General features: G+C 50.4%; 17 protein-coding genes. 7 read left to right on the plus strand and 10 right to left on the minus strand.

The window, feature by feature from the left end:
- The first annotated feature begins 12 nt into the window (after window positions 1-12).
- Together KW844_RS06605 and KW844_RS06610 are read left to right on the plus strand one after the other, a co-directional pair.
- Window positions 13-1812, plus strand: coding sequence for a RagB/SusD family nutrient uptake outer membrane protein (locus KW844_RS06605; RefSeq protein ID WP_218375923.1), 1800 nt, complete (start codon window positions 13-15; stop codon window positions 1810-1812).
- A 34-nt stretch (window positions 1813-1846) separates the two neighbouring features.
- Entirely contained in the window at window positions 1847-3763 is a 1917-nt protein-coding gene (locus KW844_RS06610; protein WP_218375924.1) for a T9SS type A sorting domain-containing protein, read from the plus strand.
- Between the two features lie 134 nt (window positions 3764-3897).
- On the opposite strand, the gene KW844_RS06615 is transcribed toward KW844_RS06610, so the two are convergent.
- From KW844_RS06615 to KW844_RS06645, 7 genes are all read right to left on the minus strand, one after another.
- Window positions 3898-6351, minus strand: coding sequence for a right-handed parallel beta-helix repeat-containing protein (locus KW844_RS06615; RefSeq protein ID WP_218375925.1), 2454 nt, complete (start codon window positions 6349-6351; stop codon window positions 3898-3900).
- A 150-nt stretch (window positions 6352-6501) separates the two neighbouring features.
- Window positions 6502-8835, minus strand: coding sequence for a glycoside hydrolase family 127 protein (locus KW844_RS06620; protein ID WP_218375926.1), 2334 nt, complete (start codon window positions 8833-8835; stop codon window positions 6502-6504).
- Between the two features lie 230 nt (window positions 8836-9065).
- Window positions 9066-11018, minus strand: coding sequence for an FAD-dependent oxidoreductase (locus KW844_RS06625; protein ID WP_218375927.1), 1953 nt, complete (start codon window positions 11016-11018; stop codon window positions 9066-9068).
- A 16-nt stretch (window positions 11019-11034) separates the two neighbouring features.
- Window positions 11035-12483, minus strand: coding sequence for a RagB/SusD family nutrient uptake outer membrane protein (locus KW844_RS06630; protein WP_218375928.1), 1449 nt, complete (start codon window positions 12481-12483; stop codon window positions 11035-11037).
- Between the two features lie 24 nt (window positions 12484-12507).
- A complete protein-coding gene (locus KW844_RS06635; protein WP_218375929.1) occupies window positions 12508-15747 on the minus strand; it encodes a TonB-dependent receptor in 3240 nt (1079 codons plus the stop codon).
- Window positions 15748-15988: 241 nt separating this feature from the next.
- A complete protein-coding gene (locus KW844_RS06640) occupies window positions 15989-17173 on the minus strand; it encodes a FecR family protein (RefSeq protein WP_218375930.1) in 1185 nt (394 codons plus the stop codon).
- Between the two features lie 71 nt (window positions 17174-17244).
- Window positions 17245-17829 carry an RNA polymerase sigma-70 factor gene (locus tag KW844_RS06645; RefSeq protein ID WP_218375931.1) on the minus strand — a complete coding sequence of 195 codons (585 nt, stop codon included), beginning with the start codon at window positions 17827-17829 and terminating at the stop codon, window positions 17245-17247.
- Between the two features lie 198 nt (window positions 17830-18027).
- Between KW844_RS06645 and msrB the strand changes: the two genes are divergently transcribed.
- Together msrB and KW844_RS06655 are read left to right on the plus strand one after the other, a co-directional pair.
- A complete protein-coding gene (msrB, locus tag KW844_RS06650; RefSeq protein ID WP_218375932.1) occupies window positions 18028-18552 on the plus strand; it encodes a peptide-methionine (R)-S-oxide reductase MsrB in 525 nt (174 codons plus the stop codon).
- Window positions 18553-18896: 344 nt separating this feature from the next.
- Window positions 18897-19274 carry a hypothetical protein gene (locus tag KW844_RS06655; RefSeq protein WP_218375933.1) on the plus strand — a complete coding sequence of 126 codons (378 nt, stop codon included), beginning with the start codon at window positions 18897-18899 and terminating at the stop codon, window positions 19272-19274.
- A 105-nt stretch (window positions 19275-19379) separates the two neighbouring features.
- Here the strand turns inward: KW844_RS06655 and KW844_RS06660 are convergent, their stop codons facing one another.
- Complete coding sequence (locus KW844_RS06660) at window positions 19380-20537, minus strand: acyltransferase (RefSeq protein WP_218375934.1); 1158 nt, start codon at window positions 20535-20537, stop codon at window positions 19380-19382.
- A gap of 169 nt (window positions 20538-20706) precedes the next feature.
- On the opposite strand from KW844_RS06660, the gene KW844_RS06665 reads away from it, so the two are divergent.
- On the plus strand, window positions 20707-21474 hold the full coding sequence (locus tag KW844_RS06665; RefSeq protein ID WP_218375935.1) for a DUF4846 domain-containing protein: 768 nt from the start codon (window positions 20707-20709) through the stop codon (window positions 21472-21474).
- A gap of 56 nt (window positions 21475-21530) precedes the next feature.
- On the opposite strand, the gene KW844_RS06670 is transcribed toward KW844_RS06665, so the two are convergent.
- A complete protein-coding gene (locus tag KW844_RS06670; RefSeq protein ID WP_255578255.1) occupies window positions 21531-22334 on the minus strand; it encodes an SDR family oxidoreductase in 804 nt (267 codons plus the stop codon).
- 24 nt (window positions 22335-22358) lie between these two features.
- Window positions 22359-23552, minus strand: coding sequence for a mannonate dehydratase (uxuA, locus tag KW844_RS06675; RefSeq protein WP_370626485.1), 1194 nt, complete (start codon window positions 23550-23552; stop codon window positions 22359-22361).
- 144 nt (window positions 23553-23696) lie between these two features.
- Between uxuA and KW844_RS06680 the strand changes: the two genes are divergently transcribed.
- Complete coding sequence (locus tag KW844_RS06680; protein ID WP_218375936.1) at window positions 23697-24707, plus strand: LacI family DNA-binding transcriptional regulator; 1011 nt, start codon at window positions 23697-23699, stop codon at window positions 24705-24707.
- A gap of 249 nt (window positions 24708-24956) precedes the next feature.
- On the plus strand, window positions 24957-25337 hold the full coding sequence (locus tag KW844_RS06685; RefSeq protein WP_218375937.1) for a hypothetical protein: 381 nt from the start codon (window positions 24957-24959) through the stop codon (window positions 25335-25337).
- Window positions 25338-25462 lie beyond the last annotated feature (125 nt).

Here is a 25462-nt window from a genome sequence, read left to right on the forward strand (position 1 = left end):
AGCGACTATTTTATGAAGAAAATATATCTGACACTGATCACCGGCGCATTACTGGCCAGCTCCTGCCAGAAAGGCTTCCTGGACCAGGTTCCGGACGACCGCCTTACGCTCCAGGAAACTTTCAGCAGAAAAAATACGGTCGATAAATTTCTGGCTAACGTATACTCCCGCATACCGGATGAATTCAGCCAGCGATATGTCAATAACAACAACGCCGGCCCCTGGACCGGCGCCAGCGATGAAGCGGAATTTGTATGGGGCTTTGTTACCTCCAACAGCATGAACATCGGCGGGTGGGACCCCACCTCCGGGTTCGTGAAGTCCTTCTGGTCCAGCTACTACCAGGGCATCAGCAGCGCCAGCTACTTTATTGCCAACATCGATAAGTGCGCCGACTGTGGCACCAACTATATCAAACAATACGGTGCAGAAGCCAGAGCACTGCGTGCCATGTATTACTTTTACCTGATGCGCACCTTTGGCCCCGTGGTATTGTTGGGTGAAACCATCCTTCCGCCGGATGCCGCATTCAATGAAATCCAGCTTCCCCGGAACAGCTATGACGAGTGCGTGGCATTTGTGGTTTCAGAACTCGATAAAGCCGCCGCCGACCTCCCTTCTACCAGTATCAGTGATGAGCTGGGCCGCATCAACCGCCCCATTGCGATGGCATTTAAACAGAAAGTGTTATTGTATGCCGCCAGCCCCCAATTCAATGGTAATGCCGACTATGCAGCACTGAAAAATAAGGATGGTAAACAGCTGATCAGTCAGCAGGCAGATCCCGCCAAATGGAAAGCAGCTGCCGATGCAGGAAAAGCGTTCATCGAAGAATTTGTGAAATCAGGACAGTTTAAACTATACCGTAAGAATGAAACAAATGGCACTTACAGCCCTTACCTCTCCTGCCGGGATGTGATGCTGGACGACTGGAATCCCGAAGTGATTTATGCACGTGTACCCGGCAACGTTACCTGGCTGCAATACGAGCGTACTCCATACCACAGTGGTAGCAACGGTGAAGCACGCGGCAGCGGCGGACTCGGCGCCACGCAAGCGATCGTAGATGCCTACTTTACTGCCAACGGCCGCTCTATCGATGATCCGGCCTCCGGCTATGTGAACAGCGGCTTTTCTGCTACCGCCACCACCTTCGCTCCTGCCGGCACCTATAACCAGTGGGTCAACCGCGAACCCAGATTTTATGTAGGCATCACCTTCAACGGCAGCATATGGCAGTATACCCGTTACGGTAACATTAAAACTGTTACGGAATACTCCGGTAACTCCGGCAAAAAAGTAGGCGGCAACGACTATACGCCTACCGGCTACATTGTGCGTAAGAATGTGTTTGTAGGTAATGTAAACGCAGGCAACAGAACACTTGTACTCCTGCGGCTGGCCGAAGTATACCTCGACTATATCGAAGCGCTGAATGAAAGTGACCCTGCCCATCCTGATATACTTACCTATCTCAACGAAATAAGAACCAGAGCAGGCATACCGGCCTATGGTACGGCCGAACTGGCAGCACCTGCAGGACAGGAAGCCATGCGTACCGCCATCCGCAAGGAAAGACGCGTGGAGCTGGCCTTCGAAAACTCCCGCTACTTCGACGTACGCCGCTGGAAAATCGCAGATCAGACAGAAGCCGGACCTGCTATGGGCCTCAACATAGCCGCTGACGGCACTGCCTTTTACCAGGTGGTACCCTTTGAAACCAGGGTGTTCCTGAAAAAACATTATCTGTTCCCCATCCCGCAGTCAGAAGTAGACATAGACAAAGAGATGGTACAGAACACCGGGTGGTAATATTCCCTCATCCATTCACCATAAAATAAACACCATGAACAGAATTCTATCGGGAGCACTACTTGCATGGCTACTAGCCAGTACAGGTACGGCACTTGCACAATCTGACATTACAGATTTTTCCGGTGGCATTATTACAGACAAGTACAGTGTAACAGGCGTAGAAGGTAATGCCAAAATCACGGACAATAACATTTACAGCAAGTACCTTACCTTCAATGCTACTACCTGGGTACGCTATCAATCGCCCGTATCCTCCGTTGTTACTTCCTATGCAGTCACCTCCGCCAACGATGCCGTTACCCGCGATCCTAAAAACTGGACCTTCGAAGGCTCTAACGACGGTACCAACTGGACGGTACTGCACTCCGCCACCAACCAGGTTTTCATCAATCGCTGGCAGCGGCTCAGGTACAATTTTTCTAACAGTACCGCCTACACGTATTTTAGGCTAAACATTACCGCCAACAGCGGCGCCACCATTGTGCAGCTGGCAGAATGGGAAATTTTTGGTACCGGTACCGGCTCTCCGCTTATTCCCGCAGGCCCTTCTGCACTCAGCGGCACCGGTGTTTCCGGCAACCAGATCATTCTTAACTGGACGGATAACTCCAGCACTGAAACTGCCATGCGCATTGAGCGCTCCCCTAACAACACCACCTGGAGCCTGCTGCGTGTAGCGCCTGCCAACACCACCCAGCTGCGCGATACCGGCCTTAACGGAGGCAGCTACTATTACCGCGTACGGGCGGAAAACAGCAGCGGCAACTCCGCCTATACCACCAGCGCACAAATCACCGCACCAGCAAACGATTTCCCGCTCACCTGGCAGGAACACTGGTTTGAACACAACCAGGTGGTAACTAAAAAGTACTCCGACAGCGATGTAGGCATCTACTTCGACAGTGATATGAACAGCAGCATCAACTGGATGGATACCACCGTATCCAAAGCCTGGAAGTATACCAAACAGGTGTATGGCGGCTTCAGTGACAAACGGCTATACGCAGTATTCCATCAAAATAAGTATGGTGGTGGTAGTCCCGCTACATACATTGATGCTGACAGGGATTACCGCAATGCCATTTGCCTGGGTCAGAGCAATCCCTGGACATCCAACACCGGCTGGAACCTGGATGCTACCATTCATGAGATTGGCCACATTGTGGAAGGTGCAGCATTTGGTGTAAAAAACTCGCCTGCATTCCCCATCTGGGGCGATAGCAAATGGTGCGTGATTTACCAGTATGATCTCTATTACAACCTGGGATGGACAGCAGAAGCTACCCGCTGGTATAACTCCGCCATGGCTACTACCGATAGCTATCCGAGAGCTAACACCAACTGGTTCCGCGACTGGTTTTATCCTATCTGGAATAACTACGGGCACAGCACGGCGCTGAAAAACTATTTCCAGTTATTATCGCAGTATTTCATCAAACGCAATGACATCTACAGCAGAAACTTAAACTTCGGGGAATTTGTGCACTTCTGGAGCGGGGCAGCAGGGGTGAATCTGAAGTCGCAGGCTACCACCGCCTTTGGATGGACGGCTGATTATGAAGCACAGTTTAACCAGGCACGCATCGATTATCCGTTTACGTATCCGGACATGCTGGCAGCGGATGTAACGGAGTTACAGCAGCTCGCTACCGACAGCAGCGCTTACATCTCCCTGCAAAAACCTGCCTATACTACTGATAAAGCTGTGTTGGGAGAAGAGGTAAAAGTATGGCCCAACCCGTCAGAAAATAAACGTATAACTATAGGTCTGCAAGTTAAGGATGGTATTGTACCTGCACAGATTTACAATGCACAGGGGCACTGTGTTTACTTTGGTAACCTGCAAGGGCAAACTACGATTAACTTAGCCAACCAGCCGGCTGGCACCTATTTCATTTTACTACAAGTACGAAAAAGCAAAATCGCCAGAAAGATTATTCTGCAATAGGCGATACCAGCAAGAAAAGTGGGTGTATCAAAAGTCTGATACACCCACTTTTTATTCGGGTACCTGATGGATTCAGGCAGTTGTTCAGGTAATTTTCAGGACGTTCCTTTTCTATTGACACATCCTCCTTTTATTTATTGTTTGATCAACCGAACGCTTTCCGTTTGCTGATGCATTAACAACCGCACTACATAACTGCCAGCATGCAGGCTGGCAGCCGGTAATGGCAGCTGATGCTGACCTGCCGGCATTACTTTATTTTGTACCGTCCGTATAAGCACACCATTGGTACCGTATATGCCTACCCATACCAATCCCAGTTTGGGATTAGTATAATTCAGTGTAGCATTGGATGCTGCCGGATTAGGGTAGATGGTAGCATTTATGCCGGAAACAGCATCGGTACTCAGCTTAGCCAGTGAAGATCCGCAGGAGCCTGCAGCTACGCCGGCACCGGTAACTTCCATCCAGTCGATAATTGCAAACTCAGTGGATTCGGTCGTTTCCAGGCGGATGGTATTATTGCCCGCTGCCAGTGTAACGTTAACCGTACCAGTGGTACTCCAGGTAGTCCAGCTGATGGTTTTCGGGAACTGCACATTGCTGACAGCCACCGCACCATTTACCAGCACTCTTGCTGTGGTGGACACGGTATTGCCGCCATTGGAATAACCCCATTTCAGCGTGTAGGTACCTGCTGCACTCACATTTACAGCGTAGTTTACGCCTTTGGAAGCGGAGTTGGATAAGTTAATATAGTAACCACCGTATGCACCTGTATAGGAATTTTGCCTGCTGCCATCCGCGCTGCAATAGCCACCGGAAGCCGATGCTGCATCGTCGATGCGCAAGGTAGTGGACGACCCGGAGGTATTAAATGCAGCCGTTACCGTAGTGTTGGCATTAATGGTAACAGTAGTGGTGGCGGAACTGCCGGAAGCGCCACCGCTCCAGCCGGAGAACGTGTAGCCTGATGCCGGTGTAGCCGTTAACGTTACTGCCGTGCCCGCCGCATAGGAAGAAGCATTAGGGCTCCTGCTTACGGTGCCACCGCCGCTTGGCGTTACGTTGGTGGTAAGCGTATAGGTGGTACCGGTAGAAGTGGTAAAGTTAGCCGTCAGTGATTTATTGGCATCCATCGTAACGGTGATGGTAGCGTTAGAAGAAGTAGTGCTGCCCGTCCATCCGGTGAAGGTATAGCCGGATGCCGGGGTGGCAGTGAGGGTTACTACTGTACCGGCAGTGTAGCTGCTGCTGTTGGGCGACCTGCTTACCGACCCGCCTGCAGAAGGTGTAGCAGTGGTGGTAAGTGTATAACTGGTAGTGGTACCGCCGCTGGACTCGCGTGCCCCCAGATCTGGTGCGGAGCCGCTGTAGGTAATACCGGTGGAGGTAACACCGGCATCGATCATATCGCTGCCGCTGGCCAGGGCAAACAGGTTGCCCAGCTGCGGTGTGCCATCGGAAGCACGGGTAACGGTGCCGGATACACTGAGAAAGTCGGCCGCACTGATTACTTTACCACCGCTGTTGGTGCTAACGTTATTTTTCCACCACACATTGGTGCTGCCTATTTCAGTACCATTGGATTTATCGCTGGAACCTGCACTCAGCGAAATATTGTTTCTGAAAGTGGCGGTGGCGCCGGTACGGAAATTGAAATTGGATTCTGCATTGTTGTAACTGGTATTGTTGGTGACTTCAATATTTCCGGGGTTATCGTTATCGGTGAAGCCATGGTGGCCGTTTCCGAAAGCGATGCATCGGCGCACGATGTGGTTCACCGCGATACCGGAGCCGCCCAGTTTAAAACCATTTTTATCACCGCTGCCGGAAGTACTGCCGGTACTGAGGGCGCCATTGCTGTAGGCGATGCAGCCTTCCAATGTTACCGGGCCAATGGGACCAGTTTCATCTTTGGCGTAAAAGTCCCATCCATCATCAATATTATGGTGGGAGATGCAATTGCGGAAGATGTTACCGGTGCCGCAGGTGAGCTTGGCGGCAAAGCCATCGGCGTTTTCGTTGCCGGGGTCCTGGTTGTCGAATGCTTCGCAATTAACGATGAGGTTATTGCTCGGCCAGCTGCTCAGTGTGGTGTTGCTTGTTTTGTAGCGACTCAGTTGCAAGCCTGTATCCTTGTTCTTTTTAAAGATACAGTTAGTGATGGTGTTGTTGTTACCGGACAGCAACATACCATTATCACCTGCACCGCTGATGGTGATGCCGGTAATGTTCCAGTAGTCGCCATCCAATACCAGTCCTCGGTTGGCATCGGCGGTGGCCATGGCGCTGAAGTCCAGCACGGGTACTTCACCACTGTAGGCGACAATGCTTTTGCGGGCAGAGGAAGTACCATTGTTGGTGTCAGGAATTACTACCGAAGCGGAAATACTATAGGTTCCGCCGCGGAGGTAAATGGTTCCACCGGCGCCAATAGTGGCAATGGCATTTACGAGGGTGGTGGGAGCGCTGATGGAAGTGCCCGGGTTAGATGCACTTCCCGACGGTGATACATATAGCACCGTCTGCGCATTTGCCATGCAGGTTAACAGCAGGCAAATAACTGCGAGTAAACAATTTTTCATAACGTAAGATTTACTCAGAAATTAAGAAACTTATCAGGTGCTTTGGTACACCTGATAAGCATTTATTTACGCAATCGTAATCGGGAACGATTGCGTAAATATAACTAGTAAATCGTAGTGAAAATGAGCCGCAGTAACTGATGTGCCATTTTAACGTATAGCCGTTTGCGTAATATCTCCCAATAACCTGACTTCTCCTATTTTGCCCATATTTCCTTTACGTGCAGCAGTGATCTGTACCTTTACCTGTGAAGTATTTTCAGGTAGGGTCAGCTGCACCTGGTGCAGGGTGGGCGTTTCGTCTTTTTCTGTCATTACTTCTTTCAGGTTGCGGCCATTGATAGCGATGGTGAATACATTTTCTTTCTCATCACTGAGGTATTTTACCAGCAAGGTTTTAGCCTGTTGATTTTTATTGTTGAGGACTATGCTGAACCAGCCTTTGCCGTGGCGGTAGTGTTGCCATTCGTACAATCCGGGCGCTGTGCCATCGGTTTGCAATTGATGATCCGATTCCGGCTGTTGTTCGCCCAGGTGTACCACATCGAGGGTGGCGGCTTCAATGGCTTCTTTGGCGGCGCTTTTCACGGCCAGTGTTTGTTGCAGTTTATTGATATCGGCCTGGTTACCATAAGGCCAGTACATGACGTAGCGGGCATCCTGCACCTGGAAAAATGGTTTGAGCAGGAGTTGTTTATATTCATTTTGCCAGATGAGATGGCTGGCGGTAAATTCCATCGGATTTTTTCCTGGCTGCAATTCCACATTGATATTTTCCGTCATGAGCATAGGCGCATTTTCCAGCGGCTGCAGTTTGCCATTGGCGATATGTCCCCATCTGCTGTCATCGGAGGTGGTATTGAGGTATGCCGTATCGGATGCAGCCAGCACAATAGGTCCATGTACCAGGGCTGCCCAGCGACTCCCATCCGGCAAGGGTTCCAGGCGGGTGTGCATGGGGAGGGCCATGGTAACTTTGTCATTGTTTGCCCAGGTTCTGTTTATAGTGAGATAACCATCTTCCCCTGTAGTAACAGCTACCGGCCGGTTGTTTATTTGTACCACTGGTTGCTCACGCAGCCAGGATGGTTTCCTGATTTTCAATGTGAATGCCTGACGTTTGGCTACTGTAACTACAAACTGTGTGCTTGCCTCGAATGGGAAATTTGTTTGCTGCGTCAGCTTCACACCTTTTTCCTTCCAGCTTACGCCGGAGGCGATGAACAGGTTTACATACAAGTTCCCGGCGTCGTGTGCGTAAATCATTTCACCGTACTTAGCGTGGTTTTCTAATCCTGTGCCTACACAGCACCAGAAGCATTCCTGGCTCTTGGAGTGCACGCGGTAATGCATAGGGCGGATTGGGGTAAAATACACAAAGCCGCCATTTGGATGTTGCGAGGATAAAATATGATTGTATAAAGTACGCTCGTAGTAGTCCATATAGCTGCTTTGGGGTTGTTGTAGAAACAGCATTTTTGTGAGCTTCAGCATATTATAGCTGTTGCAGGTTTCAGGGCCTTCCCTGCTTTCCAGCATGGTCGTGAAATTATTTACCGGGTTAAAGTGTTCCCGCACGCTGTTGCCGCCGAAGGCTACACTTCGTTTATCCACTACCGTGTGCCAAAAGAACGCTGCTGCATTGGACATGGCCGTATCCCCTGCTACCATGCCTATCTCCATAAACCCAATTACTTTTGGTATTTGTGTATTGGCATGCAGCCCGGTGAGCTTATCTGTATGTTGATGCAGTGGTTCATAAATGGCGTTATGAGAAAAACGCCGTGCCAGCTGCATGTACTGCTGGTTACCGGTTACCTGCGCCATGGCGGCAAATATTTCATTCATGCCTCCATGTTCCACCTGTAACATTTCCTGCATTTGTGCATCAGAGAGGTGGGCGGTCAGGTCCATCGCCCATTTGCACATACCCGTGAGCAGGCGCAAGGCTTGTACTGACCCGGTAACGCGGTAGGCATCCAGCAGGCCGCTATAGGTTTTATGTACATTGTACCAGGGCACCCAGCGTTGCTTTACCGCACCTACATTGCCTTTGGCCACTTCCTCCCACATGGCTATACCGTTGGGTACGCCGCCGATATAGCCGTTTTTGTTAGCCTGCTGGCAAAGCTCCAGCTGATCCAGCATATGCTGCAACTTTTGCTGGAATACCTGATCGCCGGTGCTGGCATACATCAGCGCGAGCGCAGACAAGTAATGGCCGCCAATATGCCCGTCCAGTCCATCTTTTTCCCAGTTACCATAACTCTCCTTTTTAACCGGCAGGCCTGCTTCACGGAGGAATGGCGCCAGCAGGCGGTCGGCATCAAGCGATAAAATGTATTGTTCATCCGTACGGCGGGCATCGAGGAAAGGCCCGTTGGTGATGTGAACGGCACTCAGTGGAAAAGCGGCCGCTTTGGGCGATTGCGCATAGGTAACGCTGCTGCACAGGGTAGCAGCTATGATCAGTAATTTTTTCATACGGCGTGGAAATAATTGTCAAATTAACAATTATTAAGGAAAGATGCAAATGGTTGCAAAAATAGCGCCGTAGGTAACCCTGTAGAGCCGCAATGCTTGCGGCTCCTCGCTAAAATCCCGCTCTAGAGAAGGATCGCAGCAAGGAGCCGCAAGCATTGCGGCTCTACGGTAGGATTATCCCGTTGTGGTGAAAGACCGCAGCGAGGAGCCGATAGCATTGCGGCCCTGGATTACTTCACCGGCACAAACAACACCGCATCCGCCACCACTACTCCCTTCGCACCTTTCCCGGAAAGTTCCACCCAAGCGCCCGGCTGCAACGCGTATTTTCCTAAATCCACCCATTCTCCGGAGGTTTGCCCTTCTACCTTTACTTCACCGGATTTAATAGCGGTACTATGCTGTTTACGGCCGTCAAACACCTGCACCGGCGTTACCGGCGCATGGTCTGCTACGCGCGGTACATAGGTATACACCTGGTAGCTGCCGGCTTTCTTAATAGCGGGGCTATAGCGGATGGTATTGCCATTGCCTTTATCCAGCAGCAGCGTAGGTCCGTAACCGCCACGGTTCTCCGTTTGCCAGTTGCCCGTTTTGGTCGTATAGGCGGCATCGTTATCATCTACCAATATTTCCGGTGTACTGCCATCTGCCAGGGGATCGTTTTTCAGCAGCTGCTGGATTTTTGCCACATCGGCCTGCTGTACAGACACGTTGCTGTCGATCGCCAGCACAGCGGCCGTAGCAGCAGATTGCGCCAGCACCATGAATACCGGTTCCATACGGATGGAGCCATAGGCAATATGCGAGGCCGACAAGCACACCGGCACCAGCAGGTTTTCGCATTCACCCTTTTTAGGGATAATGGAGCGGTAAGATACCGGGTAAGGACCAAAACCTCCTATCTGCACATCACCCTCGTTTTTCACCATACCGTTTACGACTATACGCTGACAGTTGTGGGAATCCATTGTGTAAGCTGCCATCCCCACGCCATCAGGTACTTTTTCCCTGGCTTCGCAGTTGGCCTGCGTCATCACGTACTCGCCCACCATGCGGCGTACTTCACGCACGTACAACTGGGGCGACCAGTTACCATTATCTGTATACTCATCCTTCGGATAGCCCCATTGCAGCATCGCCTCGCGGAGGTGCTGCGGCATGCGCGGGTCGTGCCCTATGAAGTACAGGAGGCCTTTGGTATACACCTCATGATCATGGATAATTTGTTTGCGGCCCGCAGCATCTGCTTCCGGATAGTCATAATTTCTCCCGATCATATCCGTTGAAAATGCCCCGTTATTGTTAATGTCCGTTTTGTTGTTAGGCATACGGTCCACCTTCAGGATGGTGTTGAGTGTGGGCGACTGCAACTTCTCCAGCAAACGCAGCAGCAGTTCATAACGGGCCGGCTGGTAATCTTCCGGTTGGGTGATGGCAATGCTGTTTTTCGGATCATTGCTCAGGCAAATGCGGAAGTTATAGGTCTGCACCTTTTTATCGCCACTTCCCTGCGGCTCCATAGTAGCAGGACTAATACCCCACAGCAAACCACTTTCCGGCTTACCCGGCGTTTTGTAAGGATCAACGCCTTCGGGGAACTGGTGCTTTTCGCGCAGCTGTACCCCGTTATAGGTTTCGTTGTACTGACTGTTGGCCTCGCGCCCTACGGTATAGGACACGCCGGCTTTCGCCATCAGATCCCCCTCGTAGGAGCAGTCAATAAACATTTTCGCACGAATCGTACGTGTATCCGCTCCCGTTACCTTAACGGCGCTGATGCGCTGCCCCTGCATCTCCACACCCGCCAACTGATACTGGTAAATCACCGGCACATCAGCCGCCTTGATATACTGGTGGAAAGTAGCCTCCGCCACATGCGGCTCAAATATCCACTGCTCAAACCGGCCATAGTGGCTTCCGACTCTCCGGTAAAAATCCCTGGAAATACCGGTAATCGCTGACTTGTTGCCGATATCGGTATAACCCAGCCCACCTGTGGTGAGGCCGCCCAGGTGCTTGTCCGGCGAAATCAGTATCACCGATTTATGTAGTTTTTTAGCAGTATATGCTGCAATAACGCCGGCGGAAGTGCCTCCGTACACGCATACATCCACTTCCTGTGCCCTTGCTGCCCCGCTGAGCAACAGGGCCGCGCTAACCAATAAAGTTTTCAATTGCATTGTTCAATATTTTAAATTAATAGCCAGGGTTCTGATCCTTTACCGGATCAATGGCTTTGTTATAGTTATATTCATTCGTTGGAATCGGCCACAGCAAATGCTTATCGGCCACGGTGATGTTCTTCATATCTTTGATCACCTGCTTCACGGTGCCCAGTCTCTTCAGATCAAACCAGTGTTTGGCTTCCGAACAGTTTTCGTAGGTACGTTCCCGTACAACCAGGTTTACAAAGGCATCCAGTGTACTGTAATCACTTAGCTTGAAATCTACTGTAGCATCCGGGGTAGCAGTTGGTTTACCATAGGCCCGGCGATGCACGCGGTTCAGCATTTCCATGGCATTGGCATCAGGTGCGTCGGCAGCCCTGGCGGCACTTTCCGCGTAAAACAACACCACATCCGCATAGCGGTACATCGGAAAATCATTGCCGGCAGCGGTATTGGTTACTTTATCGCTGAACTTCTTGTTCAGGATGGTGGTGTTGGTAAGCCCAAACGTTTGTACGTACCAGTTATATTTATAGCGCAGGTCGTTTTTATCCCACTGGGTCATAAACTTATTTTGTACTGCATCGCTGTAAAAAGTATAATAACCACCTGGCTTGTAATAGCCGGAGTTAGGGTAGTGCGCATACATTGGATAGCTGAAACCCTGATCAGCAGGCGTTCTGCTAAACTTCAGGTAAAACACTTCTTCCGGAGAGGCCTGTACATCCGGCCCGAATATCTTATCGTAATCATCGGCTGCACTTACCTGTACCAGGGCATATTTGTTACTGTTTACTACAGCCGCTGCGGCATCTTTGGCTTTCGTATAGTCGTGCAGGTTCATATACACATCCGCCAGCACTGCATTGGCAGAGCCTTTGGTAGGTGCGCCATCCAGTCGCGCCTGCTCGGTGAGGTTGTCCGCCGCATAGGTCAGGTCGTCCAGCAGGAACTGGTAGGTAGCATCTGTAGTAGCCCTGGGCACATCCAGCACGGTCATATTCTGCTCTGTGCGCAGGGGCACACCTGCCCAGTTGCGCACCAGGTGGAAATACAGCAGCCCGCGCATAAAGCGCGCCTCCGCCATAAACCGGGCGGAATCGGCCGCATTGAGGGCCTTCGCGCCTGGTATCTTCTTAATCACAATATTCGCATTGCGGATAGCTTCATAAAACTGCGCCCATATGTCGCCCACGCGGGTGATGTTTGTATTATCAAGGCCTGCGTAATCATTGAGCGGGGCATGACTCCCACGGCCGTACATGTATTCGGTATAGATTTCCAGCTGGCACTGATACAGTGCGCCCATGCTCCCACCCTGGCGGATAGGCTTGTAGATGGCGTTCAGCCCTGCCTGCACTTCTGCCGGCGAATTATAAAAGTTCTCTTCTGCTATCGCCTGCGGCTTTTCTTCCAGCACCTTACTGCAGGAAGTCACCAGCATAGCGGCTATCAACAGGTATATCGCTTGTTTCATAAAAGTCTGTTGTTTAATTTAAAATCAGAAACCACAACGGATTCCTACCGTAAATGACTTGCTCACCGGGTACGTAGAATAGTCAATACCTTGTGCCACGGAATTTTCAGAGCCGTATACATTCACTTCCGGATCGTACCAGGAATACTTCGTGAACGTGATCATATTCTGCGCGCTGATATATACCTGTGCCTTTCTGAACCATTTGGTATGAAGTCTCTCCACAGGCAGGTTATAGGCCAGCTGAATATTTTTCAGTTTCAGGTAGGAGCCGTTTTCCACGAAGCGGGTGGACATATTACCAGCCAGGTTGCGGGTGATCTTCGGATATTTGGCATCGGTATGCTCCGGTGTCCAGTGGTTTTCCGCCACTTCTGCCGGCAGGTTGAGGCCCATCCCCAGATCGAGCGTAGCAGCCTTGTTCAGGTTAAAGATATCGTTACCCTGAGAGCCCTGGATAAACAGCGTTAGCTCAAATCCTTTGTAGGTGGTAACCGAGTTGATACCATAGGTAAAATCAGGATTCGGGTTACCGATATAAGTTTTATCTGCCGCCGAAATTTTACCGTCCTTGTTCAGGTCTTCATACTCCAGGTTGCCGCTGGCGCTGTAACCTTTTTCCACATAACCGTAGAAGATACCGAATGGCTGGCCTTCGCGGAGCAGGTTCACATAATCGTTCAGGGAACCGGTATACAGGTTGGTACCATAAATATCCTGTGCGTTATAGAGCTTCAAAACTTTATTGCAGTTGAAGGCGATGTTACCGCCAATGTTCCATTTCACGGCATTGTCCATGGCCTGTACATCTATGGCAAACTCCATCCCTTTATTCTGCATTTCGCCTACATTCCTGACCGTATTTTTATATCCCATAGAAGATGGCAGTTGCACCTTATTCAGGAGATTTTTGGTGCGTTTCTGATAGAAATCGGCCGTCAGGTGGAAGCGGTCGCGGAACAGGCCCAGGTCCACCCCGAAATCCACCTGGTAGGTAGTTTCCCATTTCAGTGTATTCGGCAGTGTTTCACCGGGGGCATAGGTGATAAAGGCCGCATCGCCAAAGGTGGTCATACCTGGTGTCAGCAGGTTCAGCGTTTGATACGGGTTGATGGCGGTACTACCGGAAGCACCGTAGCTGCTGCGGATCTTCAGGTCGCTGATTACTTTAGACTGTTTGATCCAGGGCTCATTGGACATACGCCAGGCCACTGCTGCCGATGGGAAGTTGCCCCACTTATTATCTTTCGAATAACGGGAAGAGCCATCACGGCGCATGCTCACCGTGAACAGGTATTTTTCCAGCAACGTGTAGTTTACGCGACCAATAAAGGAAAGCAGGGCCCACTTTTCATAGGTGCTGTTAGGTATACCTGGTGTGGCGGCACTTTGCAGTGATCCGGTATTCAGCACATCGCTGAGGAAGCCGATGCCGGAGCCTCTCATCACCGTCTGCACGTTATCCTGGTAGGTAAAACCTGCCATGGCGTTGATAGCGTGTATGCCTAAACGTTTGTTGTAGTTGATCACGTTTTCATTCAGCAGACTCTGAGTTTGTGCGGTGTTCACGTCCGCCTTTCCCACTGAATTGGTGCTCGGCTCTATGTTAGAGTAAATATCCCTTCTATCGTCCTGGTTGTTGATACCGGCGGAAATGCGAATGCTCAAATCCTCCATGGGCTTAATGGTAAGCGCTGCATTGGAAAATACACGGTTGGCTTTAAGTCGCTCATTTACTTCATAAATCGGAATCATCGGGTTGATGATAGCGTTGGAAATAAACGGATAAGCGGTAGTAAGGCGGCGGTAGGAGCCGTCTTCCAGGTAGGGCGACAACGTAGGCGGCGCCATCAGCATGGCGGAGATGAGATCACTCCCCCTGTTGCCCAGCTGTGAATTTTGCAGGCGCGTATCTATTTTGGTGAGCGCCACATTATAGGAGAGCGCAAATACTTTGCTGATTTCATGTTCAATGCTACCGCGCAAAGAGTAGCGTTTGTAATCACTGTTACGAACGATCCCATCCTGGAGGTACATACCAGCGCCAACAGAGAAGCGGGTTTTGTCGCCTCCTCCACTAACGGTAACGCCTGTATTGGAAAGTGGTGCGTTGTGCATCACAAGGTCCTGCCAGTCTGTGCCGGGCGATTTCGCAAACTCATCCAGCTGCTGTTGTGTGAAGTAGAGCGGTACGTTATCATTTTTCGCCTGTTCATTGTAGAGGGTACCGTATTGCAATGGGCTCATGAGCCGCATTTTTTTGGTCACCGACTGTATACTGTAGCTGGAGGCTACATCTACGGTGGTGCCTTCTTTTTTCTTTCCTGTTTTGGTGGTGATCATCACGATACCGTTGGCACCGCGGGAGCCGTAGATAGCGGTGGAAGAAGCATCTTTCAGCACTTCCATAGAAGCGATGTCCGAGGGCTGGAGGAAGTCGGGGCTGCCGTTAAACGGAAAACCATCAATCACATACAGTGGTTCATTACTACCGAGGATGGAGTTGACACCGCGGATGCGCACACTGATTTTACCACCGGGGGCACCGTTATTCTGCATCACCTGCACACCGGGCGCACGGCCGGCGAGGGCCTGCATGGCGTTGGTGAGCGGCTGTACAGAAATATCTTCAGAGCGGATTTGTGATACGGCACCGGTGAGGTCTGATTTTTTAGCTACGCCATAGCCGATCACCACAACTTCGGAGGACCGGTTGACTACCGGCTTGAGCTGGATAGACAGTGGCGTGTTGTTGCTCACCGTTACTTCCAGTGTTTCGTAACCCAGGTAAGAAATCACCAGCACGGCATTGGCAGGGGCATTGAGGCGGAAGGAGCCATCGGCTTGGGTTACCGTACCAACGGTGCTGTTTTTTACTTTTACGGTTGCTCCCGGCAGGGGGCCACCGTCTTCTCCCTTTACTTTACCAGATACTTCCTGGCGCAGGATCTCCGGCTGATCAGCGGCATTTTCCTTTGCCATGATCACTATATTTTTTCCCACCACGGTGTAGGTAAGCGGCAGGTTTTTCAGGCAGATGTCCATGGCCTCTTTGAGCGGTGCCCCTTTGATATCAATATTGATGGCGGGCGCGCCGTCCAGCAGGTGGTGATCAAAGAAAAACACGTAGCCCGACTGCTTTTCAATGGCGCGGCATACCTTTTCCAGCGAAGTATTATTCCTGGAGATGGTAATTTCCTGTGAGTAGCCATTGGCGCTCACCTGCAAGCATGCTGTTAGTAAAATGATTGCAGCGATTTTCATAACGCGAATTGTTTGGGCGATCCACGGTGGTTGACTGTCCGTGTGCCGGAGAATAGCTTTAAAATTCATACATTTGATCGGTTTGGGTAATAGAAATCCCGCCCGGCGTTAGCCAGGTGTTTGAAGGTCGTGGAATGATTTTCAGGAGGTTACCCGCCACTATTACCGGAGGTGTTCGAGCACTTCCGGTTTTTTTATGGATGGATAACGGTTAGTTTACTTTTTCATAACGGTATTGGTTTCATGGTTGTACGATGATTTTGTGATTAGATAGTTTAACGTGAATCTTACTAAGCTCGAGTATTCTGATAACCTCTTCTATGCTGCTGTTTCGGTTGATCTTCCCGCCAAATTCTCTGTCGGCCGGTATTTTTCCTGCGTATTCTATTTCTACATCATACCAGCGTGCGATCTGTCGCATTACGCCGGGAATTTTTTCATGATTAAACATAAAGTAGCCGTTTTTCCAGGCTACCATTTCTTCTACATCGGGTGCTGTGGCCACGTTGGTACTTCCATCGGGTGTGGTGGTGGCCAGTTGTCCGGGTTGCAGGCGGGTGGTCACTTTCGGCGTTTTCAGCGCGATGGCTCCTTCCAGCAGCGTGGTACGGATAGTGGGTTCCTCCGTATAGGCCATCACGTTAAAGCTGGTACCCAGCACCTGTATAGTATTATTATTCACTTTTACGAAAAAGGGCTGGTTTGCGGCGGGAGCAATTTCAAAGTAGGCTTCGCCGGTGAGTTCCACGGTGCGGTCGCTCCCCTGAAAGCTGGCGGGATAGCGCAGCGTGGAAGCGGCGTTGAGCCATACCCGTGAGCCATCTGCCAGTACAATACGAAATTGCCCGCCCCGGGGCACCTGTAGCATATTATACTGTACCGGTCCCGTAGTGCCGTTACCGTTATAGGCCAGTTGTCCGCCGCTGAGCTGCACCTGGGAATTGCCCTGCATGGCGAGTGTGGTGTTTGCGGAATCCAGCGTTACCTGCGTACCGTCAGCGAGGGTGAGGATGGCTTTGTCGGACCCGGGCACAGGCAATGCTTTATGGGCCACTACCGTCCCTTGTGCAGGCTGCCGCAACTTCCAATAGAGGGCGCCGGCGGAAATCAGTAACAGCAGTGAGGCGGCAACGGCCAGGCGTGGCCACCAAACGGTACGGTGCTGCGCCGGAGTATTTCGGAGTTGCGCCTTCACCATCTCAGGACCAGCTGTCGCGGCTGGCTGCAACCGTTCCCAGAGTCGCGCCTTTACCGCTTCCGGACCTGCCGCAGCAGGCAGTTGCAGCTGCCGGTCGATGGCAGCTTCGAACTGCTCCCGGAACTGTTCCTGGTCCAGGGCAGCGCGCAATTGCTGCAAACCTTCGGCATCCAGCGTATCATTCAGGTATTGATCCAATAACGTGGCAAATTGTGCAGGAGTCATCATAACGTAATTACCTTACAAGGGTAAAGACGCGCAGCTGATAAAAAAGGAGGTGTGGTCAGGAAAATATTTTTTCAGGAACACAGCAGAAACAAAAGAGTGACGAAATAGCCCGGTAACCATTTGCGGAGGGTGGCCAGCGATTGTACAATGTAGCTTTTAACGGTGACCTTTGAAATGCCCATCACCGTGGCGATTTCGTCGTGGCCCAGGCCCTCGAGGCGACTCAGCCGGAAAGCCTTCTGTTGCTGGGGTGGCAGTTTGAGGATGGCTTGCTGCAGGTGCTGTAGCAGATCGCGGGAGTAAATTTCCTCTGCGCCTTCGATCCGCGTACTTTCGCGGAAATATTGCTCCTGGTATTCCAGGTAGGTAGCCTGGGAATGCAGCTTGCGGAGTTTACTATAAATCAGGTTACGGGCAGAGATAAAGAGAAAGCCGGGAAGGTTGTTCACGGCATGAAGCGTATCGCGCTTTTCCCAAAGCATGGTGAATACATCCTGCGTAATATCTTCGGCAATTTCCGGCGACTTCGACAATAACAGGGCGGCGGCATATACCCGGTCCCAGTAGCGCTCAAAGGCGTACCGGTAGGCCTCCCCGCTCCCTGCGTAAATCCCGGTAAGCAGCTCGTGGTCGCTGCTGTTGATGAAACACTCCATTAAATCACACCCGCTGGTTTAAACCGGAATAGCCGGGTGGCTAAAAATAGCAAAAAAATAATTGCAGCAGCAAGAATTACCCGATCGAACAAAAAAATGCCCTCGCTGATTGCTAAGATAGTAATTAACAATTCCTTAGATACTGCCTTATCCGCAGCATGGTACAATTGCTTAAATTTGTATAGACAACTTTCGCATATGAGAATTCAATCCATCATACTCGTACTTTTATTTTTTGTAACCGCGTGCAAAGGACAGGCACACAAGCCCGATAATAATATGGAAACTACACACACTAATAATCCATATTACTCCCGTACAGACACCACCCATCTGAATGTGAGTAATGATGAATGGAAAAAAATCCTGCCGCGTGACCTCTACAACGTAGCGAGGCAGCAGGGCACCGAAAGAGCTTTCACCGGCAAATACTGGGAAGGCAACCCTAAAGGCACCTATTACTGTGCTGTTTGCGGCAACGAACTCTTCCGCTCGGATGCTAAGTTCGCCAGCGAATGCGGATGGCCCAGCTTTTTTGAACCGGTGAGGGAAAACAGCGTGATTTACAAGCCGGACAACTCCTTTGGCATGGAACGAATAGAGGTGGAATGCGCCCGGTGTAATTCCCATCTCGGTCATATATTTGACGATGGTCCACCGCCCACACATAAACGGTTTTGTATGAATTCGGTGTCGTTGGATTTTGAACCGGATAGCAAATAATATTTTAAATCCGCCTTTGCAGGCGGATTTTTTTATATACTGTCTTTTTATTGAAAAGTGGTGAAGGCACCGCTGCTGCCTACTCATTGATATCCCCGGCAACCGCTGTTACAGCCTACTTTCATCTCCCTGAAATATAAATAATACGCCACAGCATTACCCAAATTGGGTAGCACCCCACCCATAATTGTAATATATCAGCCATGGCAACCAAACACAGGAGGAATGCTCGCAACAGCCCTATTATCAAGCAGTTCAGCCTGTTTAAAGCTATAATTTTCCCGATGGTATGCAAATTGTTTTAAGGCAGGTAACAATCTTTATTTAAAACCAAAACTTACATTATGAAATCTATGCTCAAATTCATCGGGGTGTTACTGTTAACTGCATTTGTGTTCGCATCCTGTAGCAAAGACACCGATCCTGCCGATGTAGACGTGTTTGCCGGTACCTTCAAAGGTAAAATCGGATATGTTAGTTCAGAACAAAATCTCAGCACTGATGCAGGCAGTGTGTTTGTAACCAAAGTTGGTTCCCGTTATGACTTCAGATTTTCAGATGGCCTGCCAGACCTTACTGGTGTGGAATTTGAAAAGAAAGATGATAATACGATGGTAAACGTTGGCGCTTCAGGAACCGGTATGATTACTATCAACAAAGATAAACTCGTGATCGGCTATACGAAAGATGGCAAAACATGGACGGCTGACTGTGGCAGGTAAAAAAAGCTACTCTCACTCAACATATATTACGCAATAAATCGCCCACCGATGGTGGGCGATTTATTGCGTATAACCGTGACCGGTGGTCACTAATTTCCACCCTCCTTAATTGGCAGAAACACCAACAGCATCGCGCATTTTAGCAACCGGCATCAGCTTTTGCTGCAACCATTTTCTTACCGGTTCATCATAATATTTTAAACATACCCACGCAATGAGTACGGCACTTATAAAAGTCAGTATGGCATATGGCGCCGCTTCCACCAGCGTAATGCCTTTATTTTTGCTTACCCAGCCGGTATAGGTATAAATAAGTGGGTAATGGGAGATGTAAATCGGGTAGGAAATATCGCCGAGGAACTTACATATACCTGTGGCGGCTTTGCCTTCCAGCACGCCACTGGCGCCGAGATAGACAATCAGCGGAAACACCAGGATAATAGTGATACTCTCATACACGCCATTAGCCCACATATTTTCTGCACCACCGATGCGTGGCATCCCCAGTACCAGCAGTAACAGCAAGGAACACCAGAGAAATCCATTTTTAAATTGTACCAGTTTGGCGGTGCGGAATAATAATAATCCGGCAAAAAACGGAAACAGCAAACGGATAAAACCGATTTTCAGCTGCTGTACACTGAGCGTCCAGCCGCCAATCATTTCGCCGCGCTCACTGGTAATGGCATAGTAAGCCAGCCAGATGCCGCAGATAGCCACGAGTACCGCCAATGCTGCTTTAGAGAGTTTTCGTATACCCGCTGCATACAGGAAGTTACCGATGTATTCAAAAAACAGGGACCAGGCAGGTCCGTTCAGCGGATGCATTTCGTTCCAGCCACGAACATCCATACGGATGGTAATCGGCAGCATGGTAGCACCAATCACCATAATCACCAGCAGGTACCACACCGGCACCTCATGGATTTTAGGCCACAGGGGCGAATCCTGGAAATAAAAGAAAATAGCTCCAATCACAGAACCCATGACCACCATAGGTTGCAGCCGTATCAGCCGGCGTTTGAAAAAGCCTCCCATCGTCATCTTGCCCCAGCGATCATCGTAGGCATAGCCAATCACAAAGCCTGACAACAGGAAAAAGAAGTCCACAGCGAGGTAGCCGTGGTTGATCATCAGATCGAGGCTGCTGGTGGCATGGGCCTCCAAAATGTGGAATATCACCACTGTAAGGGCTGCCACACCACGAAGGCCGTCCAGAATAGGAAAATGCGGTTTAGACGGTAATGTACCGGTTTTAGTCATAACAGTTCGTTTGGGAATGGGCATTAAGATAATACGCCCAATTATTTACTGTCTGACTTTTTTTACAGGCGGTAAGCCGGCGGTCACTTGCAGAGCAGCTTCCGCGACGTTGGCCAGTCGAAATATGGAATTTTGCAACTTTAGCATCTATCTATCAAAAGCATCCTGCATGAAACTACTGCTTCTCCTCTTGTTACCCTTCAGCTCCTTCGCCCAAACCGTGGGCAAAATACCGGCTCCCACCGGGTTTGATCGCACTGCTGTTACCAACGGTTCCTTTGGGCAATGGTTGCGTACCATCTCCCTGAAACAAGATAAAACGGTGTACCTCTACAACGGACAACCTAAACAAAATCAGCAGGCGCAGGCCGCCGTACTCAATATCAGTGTAGGTAAAAAGGATTTGCAGCAGTGTGCGGATGCCGTGATGCGCCTGCGTGCCGAGTGGTTATATGCACATCAGCAGTATAAACAGATTGCGTTTCACGCAACGGACGGCACGCTGCTCGACTACGCCGCATGGCAGCAGGGATGCAGGTTTCAGCTGAAAAATCAGCGACTGGTAAAAGTATGTAATCAGGAACAAGGGAATAGCAAAACAGGGTTTCAGGCTTACCTGGAGCTGGTTTTCAGCTATGCAGGTACCACTTCTTTACAAAAAGAACTGGTACCTGCCGCCGGTAGTACGTTACAGCCAGGTGATGTGTTTGTCCAGGGTGGATCACCGGGCCATGCGGTAATCGTGATGGACGTGATTACCAATCGTACAGGGAAAAAGAAATTTATGCTGGCGCAAAGCTATATGCCTGCGCAGGATATTCATATTCTGAAAAATCCGGCTGATGGCAGCTGCTGGTACGATGAAAATTTTGGTTCCCTGCTCGAAACGCCGGAATGGACGTTCAACAGTAAAGCCCTGCATCACTGGCCGGAATAAGGATTACACACCGCTGAATACATCCACCTCCAGGTTTACAATTGAGCCGGGCAGGATTATACACCGCTAAATACAGAGAAGCCACCATCTACGTTTACGACTGCACCGGTCACAAAGCGCGACTCATCACTTAGCAGCCATACCAGTGCACCGTTGAGTTCTTCCGCCTCGCCGAAACGCTTGTAAGGTGTGTTTTGCAGCACCAGGTTACCTCTTTCGGTGTAGCTGCCATCAGGATTGGTGAGCAGGGCACGGTTTTGTTCTGTCAGGAAAAAGCCCGGTGCGATGGCGTTCATGCGGAGCTTATCGCCGTAGCGGTTTGCCATTTCAACGGCGAACCATTGGGTGTAGCAATCAATAGCAGCCTTACCCAGGCTGTATCCCATTACTTTGGTGATAACACGTTTTGCACTCATGGAGGAGATGTTGACGATGCTGCCGCCGCCGTTTGCAGCAATCTGGCGACCAAAAATCTGAGTAGGCAGCAGCGTGCCCCAGAGGTTCAGGTCCATGGCGCGGCGCATGCCGTTCATATCCAGTGAAAAAATGTCCTGGTCCGGTTGCAGGATAGCTTCCGGGATATTGCCGCCGGCAGCGTTCACCAGTCCGTCGATCCGGCCAAAGTGTGCGACTATTTTTTCACAGGCTGCCACCAGGTCGGCTTCGTTGAGTACATCCGCCTGTACAGCGAGGGCGCTGCCTCCGTCCTGGTTAATTTGGGCTGCTCTTTCTTCCGCCACCTGGATGTTACGCCCCAGGATGGCCACTTTGCCGCCTGCACGATGTATACCTTCTACAAATGATTTTCCTAAGATACCAGTACCACCAGTAACAACAATTACGTTTCCGTTCAGATTCATTGCGTATATTTTTCTAAAATTATTTTACTGACTCAGCATCCCTTTGATGCCTTTCTCTAAACCGTTCAGTTCTGCGAGGCCTTTCAAACGGCCTATCAGCGAGTATCCCGGGTAAGTGTTAAAATCGAAGTCGGTCCAGATCTTATGGCCATGATCCGGGCGTACGGGGATGGCTACATCTGCACGCCCCAGCTGCTGCCTTCTGAGCTGTTCCAGCACTACCTGCTTCATCACCTGTACCATATCTGTGCTGCCTTTGAGATGCTCTGCCTCGTAGAAGCTACCTTCCGTATCATGCTGCACATTGCGCAGGTGCAGGAAGTGGATGTGACTGCCGAGGCGGGCAATCATACCTGGCAAATCATTGCTGGTATTAGCTCCCAGCGAACCCGTACAAAAGGTAATTCCGTTGGATGGGGACGGGCACATCTCGATCAGCTCCCGTAAATCCGCTTCTGTGCATACTACCCTTGGCAGGCCCAGTATGGCAAACGGCGGATCATCCGGGTGGATGCACATTTTCACGCCCAGTCGCTCCGCTGCCGGTATGATATTTTGCAGGAAGTACGCGAGGTTTTCCTTGAGCTTCACCGCGTCTATGTCTTTATACCGGGCTAAATGCTCCTTAAACTGGGTGATGGTAAACACTTCATCAGTGCCTGGCAGGCCCGCCAGGATGGTGCGGATCAGCGTTTGTTGCTCTTCTTCGTTTAGTCCGTCCAGGTATTTTTTGGCAGATGCCTGTTCCGCAGGGGTAAAGTCATCGAAAGCACCGGGGCGTTCCAACAGGTAGAGGTCAAACGCCATGAGCGCCGGGCGATGGAATCGCAGGGCAGATACGCCATTGGGGAGCCGGAAATCCAGGTGGGTACGGGTCCAGTCGAGTACCGGCATAAAGTTATAGCACACCGTTTTAATGCCTGCTTCTGCCAGGTTGGTGAGTGTGTTAATATAGTTGGCGATCATCACATCCCGCTGCGGGCCGGCGATTTTTATGGACTCGTGTACATTCACGCTTTCCACCACGCTCCAGGTGAGGCCATGGGCTTCAATTTCCTGTTGCCGCTCGCGGATAGCTGCCGGTGTCCATACTTCGCCGCATGGGATATGATGCAGGGCGGTTACCACGCCGGTAACGCCTGTTTGTCGGATGGCTGCCAGCGTTACAGGGTCTGAAGGCCCGAACCAGCGCAGGGTTTGTTCAAGATCTTTCATCATGATCGTATGATTATAACATATTTTCAAAACGTGGGAATAAAAATAGTAAAAATAACAATCGATTGTTTTTATTTTAGGGAGATAATAACTGCGGCTTGGGCATAATATTCAAGTACCTTTAACAACCGATTGTTATTTATCTACATGAAGCAAAGGGAAACGACCATATACGATATTGCGGAAAAGCTGGGCCTGGCAGCCTCTACCATCAGCCGTGGACTGAAGGGGCATCATACGGTGAGCCAGAAAACGCAGCGCAAAATTATAGCTACAGCGGAGGCCATGGGCTACCGCTCCAACAGTATCGCGGCCAGTTTGCGGACAAACAGCACGCAAACCATAGGGGTGATAGTGCCCCGGCTGGACAGCTACCTGATGTCGCAGATCATTGCCGGCATGGAAAAGGTTACCAGCGAGGCGGGTTACAACCTGCTCATCAGTCAGTCCCGCGAGGTGGCTGCCAACGAAGCCCGCAGCGTGCAATCCATGCTCAACAGCCGCGTAGATGCCCTGCTGGTATCCCTGGCGGAGCATACCGTGGATTTCACTCCCTTTGAAGCCTGCAAAGCCAAAGGCGTACCATTGGTGTTTTTCGACCGCGTGCCGGCCAACACCGATCAGCTCTGCATCACCATCAACAACGAATTGGCAGGCTACCAGGCCACGCGCCACCTGCTGGACCAGGGCGCCCGGAAAATCATGTTTATAGCCGGTAGTCTCCGCCGGAACGTTTATGAACAAAGGCTGGCAGGCTACAAAAAAGCACTGACATCTGCCAAAATCAAATTTAACCAGGAGCATATTATCATCAACGACCTCACGGAGGCAGCTGGCATACGCGCTGCCAAAGCAGTGGTGGGTTTGCATGCCGACGGTGTGGTGGTCACCAACGACATCTGCGCGGCCGCCTGCATGAATGAAGTGCAGCGCCTTGGCCTGCGTGTACCCCAACAAGTGAAGTTTACCGGTTTTAACAACGACTTCATTTCCCGCCTCGTAACCCCTGCACTCAGCACCATCCATTACCCGGGTATTGAAATGGGGGAAGTGGCGGCACGCAATGTGCTGGCACACCTGAAAGGGAATATTGATATTTCACAAATGGAGAATATTGTGATTAAGTCGAGTTTGATAACGAGGGAATCCTCCCTGTGACATTAAATTTCCCGTAGAGCCGCAATGCTTGCGGCTCCTCGCCTTAAACCTACTGATCAATTGGCTCTAAAAGGATAGCCACAAGCATTGCGGCTCTACAGTCCTCCATTTCCTAAGTATTAACTAATATTTAATATTGCCATGTGACTCAGCAGCAGTAGCATCTGCATATAAACAAATACTATTTGAAGGGTCTACCACTTCAATTTATTTTTTTCATTTCAAACTTTTACTATTTTTGGTCCCCAAATGAGAGTGGCAATATTTTTCGCATGTTTATCTTTTTTTCTCTTTAAGGGAGATGACCGTGCCTATGCTGCCAGCCACCTGCATAGTTTCTGGAATGTAACCCTGAAAAATCTCCAGCACAAACAACTCACCAAACTCAACGCTTCCATTATCCAGGATACCAGCCTCGAAGATGAGGAAAAACTGATGATGACGGATGATGTGGAGTCCGACAGCTGCAGTACCTTCCTTGCCAGGAAATACCGCATCATCGCCTGCTATTACCTGTCACTTGCCAGCTTCTTTGCAGAGCGGGATCTTCACAAGTGCTACCATACCCCACCGCCCGACTGGGGACAACTTTCCAACATTTACATTACACAACGCGTACTCAGAATCTGATATCAACCATTATCGGTTGCCAATGGTATGCTCCTGCCCTTTTCGCAGGCATAGCCAGCATGCTGTGCGGTAACCGTTTCCACTCACTTTAGGTCACTAATATGCTTTTTGCGATTCATCCGGCG

The organism is Chitinophaga sp. sic0106 (assembly GCF_019219075.1).
GTDB lineage: Bacteria > Bacteroidota > Bacteroidia > Chitinophagales > Chitinophagaceae > Chitinophaga.